General features: G+C 50.4%; 4 protein-coding genes. 1 reads left to right on the forward strand and 3 read right to left on the reverse strand.

Annotation, left to right across the window (positions count from 1 at the left end):
* Positions 1-158: 158 nt before the first annotated feature.
* A complete protein-coding gene (locus QEH52_RS00980; RefSeq protein ID WP_308948055.1) occupies positions 159-812 on the reverse strand; it encodes a response regulator in 654 nt (217 codons plus the stop codon).
* A 302-nt stretch (positions 813-1114) separates the two neighbouring features.
* Between QEH52_RS00980 and QEH52_RS00985 the strand changes: the two genes are divergently transcribed.
* Positions 1115-4897, forward strand: a complete 3783-nt coding sequence (locus tag QEH52_RS00985) for an ATP-binding protein (protein WP_308948056.1) — start codon at positions 1115-1117, stop codon at positions 4895-4897.
* A gap of 43 nt (positions 4898-4940) precedes the next feature.
* On the opposite strand, the gene QEH52_RS00990 is transcribed toward QEH52_RS00985, so the two are convergent.
* Both QEH52_RS00990 and QEH52_RS00995 read right to left on the reverse strand, forming a co-directional pair.
* The gene (locus QEH52_RS00990) at positions 4941-6905 is read right to left on the reverse strand and encodes a phospho-sugar mutase (protein ID WP_308948057.1); all 1965 of its coding nucleotides are present in this window, start codon (positions 6903-6905) and stop codon (positions 4941-4943) included.
* 177 nt (positions 6906-7082) lie between these two features.
* The gene (locus QEH52_RS00995) at positions 7083-8513 is read right to left on the reverse strand and encodes a UTP--glucose-1-phosphate uridylyltransferase (RefSeq protein ID WP_308948058.1); all 1431 of its coding nucleotides are present in this window, start codon (positions 8511-8513) and stop codon (positions 7083-7085) included.
* Positions 8514-8686 lie beyond the last annotated feature (173 nt).

Consider the following 8686-nt stretch of genomic DNA (forward strand, 5'->3'; position numbering starts at 1 on the left):
ACACGATTCTGAAGAAGACTTCAACCGTCCAATGACTCATATATGTATGTTGCAGTGAAGCTAATCGCTAAAAAGATGAAAAAAGCCGGCAATTACTTAAAATTGGTATCAAAACACCAATTACAGTAAAGCGGCTTTTGAGCACTCATAATGACTGCTCACGCACTCCAGTCCAAACCACTCTTGTGCTTTAAAATCCCTTTATCTAAAGCGAAATGCAGCAGGCTAGATTCATTCTTCAAGTTTAACTTTTTCATCGCATTATGACGATGCCGCTTGATCGTAAAGTCACTTAAGCCTAGCTCTTTCGCAATTTCATCATGCGACCTCCGCTGCGCGATATAGCGTAGCACTTGTAATTCGCGCTTTGACAATACCTTGAAATAAGCATCGGGATCATTACGCACGCGCTCCAAAACCTGCAATACGCTCGCAGAATAATAAACGTGACCATCGAAAATCTCTCCCAAGGCCTCGTTCATAATATCATGCGACATATCCTTCTTGCTCACAAAGCCAAGAATCCCACTTCGCGAAACCTCTCTTACTGTGAAGTCATCGCATTCACTGGAAATCGCCAAAATGCGATGCCCTCGACCGCGCTCCAGTATACGCTTCGCCAGCTGAATGCCATCCAACTTAGGCAACAATAAATCCAAAATGATAAATTGAAAGGACTGCTGTTCAAAGAGCTGCCATCCAACTTCTCCGTCCACGGCCTGCACAATCTCATCAAAATCAAACTCATTGCGCAATAAGCTCGTGAGATACTCGCGCACGAATTTCTCATCTTCAATAATCAGGGCTTTCATTGAGTGGGATTAAATGCAGGCATGCAAACGCTGCAAGAATTATACCCCAGTAATTTCCAGGAACTAAACTCTAAGGCACCAGGCATGTTCTCAAAGCGCTTGCAGCCCAAGATACCAGCCTTATGCTGACGCATCGATCTGTATGCATGCACCTAAAATTCAATCGATCGCCCAAGCGACCGACTATAGACTTCCACATATAGTAGGCAGGGCAGCAATCTCCACACTAAACCGCTATTCACTTGAATCGTTTTCGTCACAGCCACTCTAAGAGCGCCCCGTACTTATTCCTCGCTGCCTTCTTGATACTGACGCAAGCACTGTTTGCGCAGAGCATCGATGAACTTGCATGGCATCACATACATACTGCCTACACCACCGAAGACCATCAGGCGGGCGAAACTTCCACCTCGATCATTGAAGATGCACAAGGCCACATCTTTGTCGGAAACGAGCGTGGCCTACTTAAATTTGATGGTGTCCAATGGTCCCTAATGCCGGAAACGGGGCACTCCAGCTATGTGATGTCCATCGCAGCAGATAGTGCACAAAACATCTGGGTGGCAGGAATGAAGTCAGTCGGCTACTACTCCGCAACTCCAAGTGGCCAATACATTTACAATGACATGACAAGTTCAGTCACGACCGCATTTGAAGGCAAAGATCTCGGCACATTCTGGAAGCTATACTCACATGAAAAAGCAATCTTTCTCATTACTTCGGAACATGTGCTACGATGGACTGAGGGAAAATGGCGCTCCTGGAAGTTTGAAGATGAACGTAGAATCCTGCCGAGCTGGACCGATGACGGCCTCTACATACACGCGCGCGGCACAGGAGTCTTTCACTTTAATGGCAACGAATTTGAACAAATTGCTCAAGCAAACCCCGAAGTCGCCTCAGGCATCATTGGCATACTGGGCAACACCTCCAAGGGCGTCTTATGCGCAACAGTCAATAACGGCATCTTTTACTTAAAAGACGGCAGTTACCGACGCGCATTTCCACTGATACCCGACTCTCAAACCCTTCACGCCTTTATCTGTCCTAATAATAATATTATATTAAGCACCAGCCATGATGGTGTCTTCATCATCAGCATAACTGGAGAAACCCTACGACATATCCCGTATCAGAAGCCCATTTTCTACACGATGTCGGATAGCTATGGGACGATATGGAGTGCGGGGATCGGCACAATATTAATGATACCAAGGTTACCGCTCACTTACTATGCGGATACAGCCTATCGGATGCAAAAGTATGCCGGCGACCTCTACTATTCCAATGGTAGCAGCCTGCAACGCATTTCGCATACTATCAAAGGCCAACAAGAGCAGCAAATGCTAGATACCGGCACCCACATCTGGTGCATACAGACAGTCGACGATCAACTCCTTTACGGCGACATCAATTCACTCAACTTTATACACAACAAGAACAACACGCCCAGGAAGGTCCATACTCCAAGAGAAATCTCCTCGATCTATCACAGCCGGCAAGACCCGAATATAATATACGTCACAGACCTCCCCAGAATCAGTCGCTGGCAAAAGAAAAGCGATCGATGGCAGTATTTAGACTCACTGCAGGACTTTCAGTCAGGAGCCATCTCCGTCGCTGAGATCGCACATTCCAAATTACTAATTTCAGGTGAGAACTCTCCCTTGCTCATGGCGGATTGGGAACAAGCTAACTCGATCCAAGCACTGGGCCAAGAATCGGGCCTGCCAGCAAAATTTACCTGGGCCTACATTCTTCAGCGTGACGAGTTGACAATAGTCATTAGCAATAAAGGGCTATATAAATACAATACCCTTTCAGGAAAATTCGTCTACGACCCTGTGCTGGGGGAGGATCTGGGCAACGATGCCTATGCTCTCAGTCACGCGCCTACCGCCTCACAACTTGGCTGGGTATTATACCTCCCTAGCAGGAATCAACAGATCAATCCAGTGGGCAAATTAATATGGGAGCAAGGTCGATTCACTTGGACCCCATATCACTTACCTTCGTCCGCTTTAGCAGGTCGAGTGCATACTCTGCTCAATGAAATAAACGAAAGCTCGGATGAAATCCTCTGGCTGGGCGGTAGCAAAAACATCCTGCGTTATAACATCTCTCAAATGCCTACATATACGGCTCCAGAAACCAAACTCACTCAGATTGGTGAGCAAGAGACTGCTCAGCTCTACTACAACGGCGCAGGCAGCCCACCGCAACAAATCAGCTTAGACTTCCCACAGAGATCGCTCTACATCGATTACGCTTCTTCCCCCACTCCGATCAAAGCCACCAGATATCAAACACGCCTCGCCGGGTACAACGAATCTTGGTCCGATCCTCACGCTTCCACATCACGCGTATTCACCAACTTACCCAGCGGCTCTTATACATTTGAAGTTCGAGCCATTGACGAGTTTGGCCGCATCGGAACAGGAGCGAGTCTCCAAATCACCATTCTAGCTCCTTGGTATAATACGCCCTACGCCTACGCCACTTATGTCATCATCGGCTTATTCCTGCTGACAGGACTCAATTATTTAAAAAATCAAAGTCTTCGGCTAAGAAATGAACGCCTCTCTGCACTGGTCCAGCAGCGCACACAAGAACTGGAGGCACAAAAACAAGAATTACAGAAGGCCAACAAGGCGAAACAAAACTTCCTCGCGAGCATTAGCCACGAAATCCGTAACCCACTCAATGGTATCATCGGGATCTCGCAATTGCTCAAGCAAAGAGAAGATGAACAGGGCACAGCCTCCGAAGAGACCACCCACTTGTATAGTTGCAGCCAGCACTTGAATCAGCTTCTCAGTCAAACACTCGACTACTCGAGCCTCGAAGCTGGAAAATTGAGAACTCGAGTCGAATCCTTCGCCCCCGCCGAATTGCTGCAAGAGGTCCTTCAAATTCAAACATCTATGGCGCACGAAAAGGGCATTGAACTCGAGGTAGAAAAACCCGACATCAAGCACAACTGGAAGGGGGACCCGGTCTTGCTGCGCCAAATCCTGATTAACCTGGTTTCTAATGCTATCAAATATTCAAACAAGGGCGTCGTCAGAGTCATCCTAAGCTACCAGGCAAGCGAAGAGACAGTAGACGCCTGCTTCGAGGTGATCGATTCGGGCCCTGGCGTCCCCCAAGGGCATGAACACATAATCTTTCAGGAATTCACACGCCTACCCGATAGCGAAATGAGCCACATCCCCGGAACTGGACTAGGGCTCACCATTTCAGCAGAAATGGCCCGTCTCATGGGCGGCAGTCTGACCTTGGACTCAAAATATCACGGCGGGGCGCGTTTCGTTTTAAATCTTCAATTTGAAATCGAATTATTCCGCCGCAAGACCAAGGCGAACCATACACAAGAAGGCTCGGAGATCCTCAAAGGAAAACGCGTGCTCATCGCCGACGATATGAACTTCAATCGCTACATCAGCACCGCGGTATTAGATAGCATGGGCGCCGAAATCGACGTCGCTGAAAATGGACGTATCGCGCTCAACAAACTACAAAGTTCACACTACGAAATAGTCATCCTCGATATCAGTATGCCAGAGTTAAGCGGCATCGAAGTCGTCGAAGCCTACTTGGAACAACACGAAGGACATTGCCCCAAGTTTATAGCACTGAGCGCCTACAATAGCCTGGATGCCGAAGAAAGATGCATCGCAGCAGGCTTCAACCACTTTATCGAAAAGCCACTTGAGCCCGAGAAACTTAAGAAACTACTAAAGCGCCACCATCGAAAAAGCCCTAATAGCACGGGAAGCGACTTACTCGCCTACCTCTCGAAAAACGGCCCGATGAGTCTCAAAGAACTGCAAGCTGAATACAATCAATCCCTAAGAGAAGAACTCGATAAACTCAAAATCGCATTCGCACTCGACCGTAGCCAGGAGCAAGACGAGGTCATCCATAAACTCCTAGGCTTGTGTCGAGTGCAACAATGTGAAGCGATCAGCACATTGGTCGAAAAGATCTCTGCATCGAGCAAAGGGGGCGCGCCGCGAGAAGAGATTGCAGTGCTAATCCGTGAACTGAGCAAAGAGCTGGATCGAGCCGCCACCGCAACGTGAACAGACGGACGACTCGACCGATACTCCCAAGGGCTACTAGAACTTACGCTTCGGCTCGCTCACGCGCATCGGCGTCGATCGCAGCCAACATCGCCTGCATCACCTCGCTGGCGTCGGCTTTGACCTGTGGCAAGTCTTCTGGCTCAATCACATCGGAGCGACCAAATACATAGAACTTAATCTTAGGCTCGGTGCCAGAACCGCGCACTGCGAAGCTATACCCATTGCTCAATTCCAAGAAATAGAAATCCTGCGGTGGGATGCGCTTGCCATCAGCATCAATGATTTCGTCCTGACCAAAGTCGGTAAAGCCGCTCACAGTCACGTCGCCAAAAGCCTTGGGTGGATTGCTACGGTAGGATTCGAGAATATTTTTAATCTTCTGCGAGCCAGCGGCACCCTCGTAATAAATATTGATGGTCTTTTCCTCGTAGTATCCGTGCTGTAAATACAGCGCATCCAAATACTCTGGAAAAGTCATCTCTTGCGCCTTCAAGTAAGCTGCCAGCTCACAGAACATGACCACCGCGGCATTGGCATCTTTATCGCGCAACTTATCCGTGGCCAGATAGCCGTAACTCTCTTCACCGCCGAAGACAAAGTAAGTGGAGTAATCGAGCATCAAATCTGCACGAGTCCAAACATCGCACGCATCGTAATCCACTGCTAGACCTTCTTTTTCCAGCAGCTTGGCCTTCATCTCAGCCTCGTAGCCAGCCAATTTTTCACCAAGCCATTTGAAGCCAGTCAAGGTATTGATTGTCTTCAGACCATGCCAAGTCGCAACGGCTTCCTGCATCGGGCTAGTCACGAAAGTCTTAATCAGCACGGCATTTTCGGAGCCGTCTTCGGGCAAAATTTCGGCGTCCTTTAAAGTCGAAATACGATACTCTGCCATCAATGTCCCGATTTGGTTCCCCGTGAGTAGCACCATTTCGCCTGAACGATCACGCACCGCCACTCCCATACGATCGGCATCAGGATCGGTGGCGATCACAACATCAGCACCCGTCTCATTGGCCTTAGCGATGGCCATTGTGAGTGCTTCCGCATTCTCCGGGTTGGGTGACTTAACTGTCGGGAAACGACCGTCGGGCTCCATTTGCTCCGGCACACCAATCACTTCCACGCCGAGCTTTTCCAGCGCAGGCAAGGAGCTGATGGCGCCGCAACCATGGATCGGAGTAAAGACGACTTTAGGCGCAACCTTCTGCATCACCTCGGTGTCGACCACCATCTCCTGCAACAAGTCTTGGTAGGGCTGATCTGCCTCAGCTCCCAACACGATGACAGGCGTGAGGTCCACATCGAGGAATTGTGTCAACTCTTCCAGTTTCACCTCGTTGACAAGGTTCACAATGCCCTCCGCGTGCGGAGAAACCACTTGCGCGCCATCTTCAAAGTAAGCCTTAAAACCGTTATCGTGGGGTGGATTGTGGCTGGCGGTAATGACCGCACCACAGGTCGCTTTAAACTGACGCACCGCAAAACTAAGCTGCGGCGTCGAACGTGGCCCTTCAAAAATCAAGGCTTGCCCCCCAAGCTTACACCATGTGGACGCGGCAAGCTCACAGAAGTGACGCGAGAAATGACGCACATCGTGCGCGATCACGAAACGTGGTAAATCATGACGACCACTTTCTTTAAGATACTTCTCCACATAGCGGAACATGCCAACGGTCGCACGGATCAAGTTAAAATCATTGAGCACATTGGTGCCCACCGCAGCGTGTTCGGGCGTGCCTTGCGCAGAAAGAGTGCCGGTTTCAGCGGCTGCCGGTACTTTGCCGATGGTGCGACCGCGAATGCCGCCTGTGCCAAAAGCCATGTTCTGATAAAAGCGATCGTTCAACTCATCCCACTCCTCTTTCTCCACCAACTCTGCGATACTCGCGCCCACCCACTCAGGCAGGAAATCGGCGCTCGCCCAAATCTTAAGATTGGCGACAGTACTTTCAAGTAAGGAGCCAGCGGCTCCTGCGGATTCAATTTTTTCGATTAGGCTCATGGTGATATTAAGTGCTTGGGTTGCTTAAGCGCCCAATCTCAGTCGGGCGTAGTGTTCAGATGCTGTTGGTGTGTCGCGGTGTCAGAAAGACCCATTGGTTATAGGCGATGTCGAAGCGGGCGCTGAAGCAACCCGACTACGGAAGATAATTTACAGTTTAGCAGTGGGTGGACAAGATTACTCAATGACCACGCCTTCTTTAAGCTCTGGCTTGGCCTCCAAAGCAGCCCATTGAGCGATAAAGTCGGCCTCGTCGGCAGCGAAGCGCGGGCTGATCTCAAAAGTGATTGTAGGCAGGCCAGTATCGTCGGTCTCGATCGTTTCGCCGGCTGCTTTGAGCCAGCGGGCAAACATGCGGAGTTGATCCTCCTTGCAGCTCTTGGGTGAATCCACGCCTTCGGCATTCTTGACGGGGCTAAAATCGTCCGCTCGTGCGGCCTCGATAATCACTGGGTTCTTGGCCAATGGCAGCGCGTCGAAGACAAACATTTCAAATTTCACACCATTAGGCGCTTCAGGCTTAATGGTCGCCCCTTCGGCATTCACGTATGGAATCTTCTTATCGGCACGGTGGAATGGAAGCTTGGCCCCCGTATCGGAACCACCTGCCCGCGCAATAAATTCGCGGTCGAAAATGTGAATGGCGACACTGCCTCCATTGAAGCGGATACCACCTTCGGGGGTAGTTTCCTCCTGCATCGCAGCGGGCATATCACTGTATTCCACCACCAGAGCTTGATCATTCTGCACGCAGAAATGGCCGACCTTTTCCAAAGCGTAAGCTTTCGGCACCATCTTACTGGAAAGTTCCGACTGCCCCAGCACGTGGAAGCCAATAAAGGCTGGATCAATGCACTGCACGATCGGGTTATCCACCTGAAAATAGCTAACAATGTCGATCCCCTGCGCCTGCATCGTATCGACCGCCCCGCTACGGACCAAGGCACGCAGCGAGCCACCGTGCCCATCAGGCGTCATGGCGATTTTTCCCTTTTCCGCCAAGAGGATCTTGCCCTCGTAATCGACCGCAGGTACCAAACCTTGCACAATAAAATGCACCGATTCACGGTCGAGACCGAAGAAATCACCGGCCTCAAAGGCAGCGACAGTGGCATCGTTATTAATCTCACTGGTCAAAATGAACCATGGGATCGTGACACCAAAACGCTCCCCCGAACGAGCGATCTTTTCGGCAAACACTTGAAAGAGCGTCTTGTCGGTGACTGGCGTGACCGGGTAGGTACCTTTAGGCCCGTCGTAGCCCAAGCGTGTGCCCTGCCCACCAGCCACAGTGAAAGCAGCCACACGGCCCGCCTGCAAAGCAGCCGATCCAGCGTCCCAAGCAGCGTCCCATTGGGCAGCATCCCCACCATTCACAGGCAGCGCTTCATAAGGAGCCGGCTCTAAGCCATCCAAATTCAGAGCGCTATCGTGCGCCCCCTTCACGTGCTCTTCCACGAGTGCATTCACCTCGCCGAGATCGATTGTCTCGGCTTGGGCAATCAAGCTCGCCTGTGCCGCTGCGTCTAAATCGTCGAAAAATTGAAAAACTTGGCCTTGGCCAGCTTGCTTAAAGGACTCAATCAGTGAAGTTGTAGAATTAGCCATGAGCTCTGGAGATAAAAGCTCCCCTAGAAATTGCAAACACGGAACGTATCTGGAGCAAAAAGATTCAACCGAACACTTGCCTGCGCAGGCCCTGAATCACCGCCAAATCGCCCCAATCCGAGCCACGCATCGGATTCACCTTCGGCGGATACTTGCGCCCGCGCTCCCGTTGC

The sequence above is a fragment of the Thalassobacterium maritimum genome (assembly GCF_031127805.1).
Classification (GTDB): domain Bacteria; phylum Verrucomicrobiota; class Verrucomicrobiia; order Opitutales; family Coraliomargaritaceae; genus Thalassobacterium; species Thalassobacterium maritimum.

What these genes read in the sequence shown, in the direction of transcription:
- QEH52_RS00980 (WP_308948055.1), bottom strand. Translation starts at nt 812, where the DNA reads ATGAAAGCCCTGATTATTGAAGATGAGAAATTCGTGCGCGAGTATCTC.
- QEH52_RS00990 (WP_308948057.1), bottom strand. Translation starts at nt 6,905, where the DNA reads ATGAGCCTAATCGAAAAAATTGAATCCGCAGGAGCCGCTGGCTCCTTA.
- QEH52_RS00995 (WP_308948058.1), bottom strand. Translation starts at nt 8,513, where the DNA reads ATGGCTAATTCTACAACTTCACTGATTGAGTCCTTTAAGCAAGCTGGC.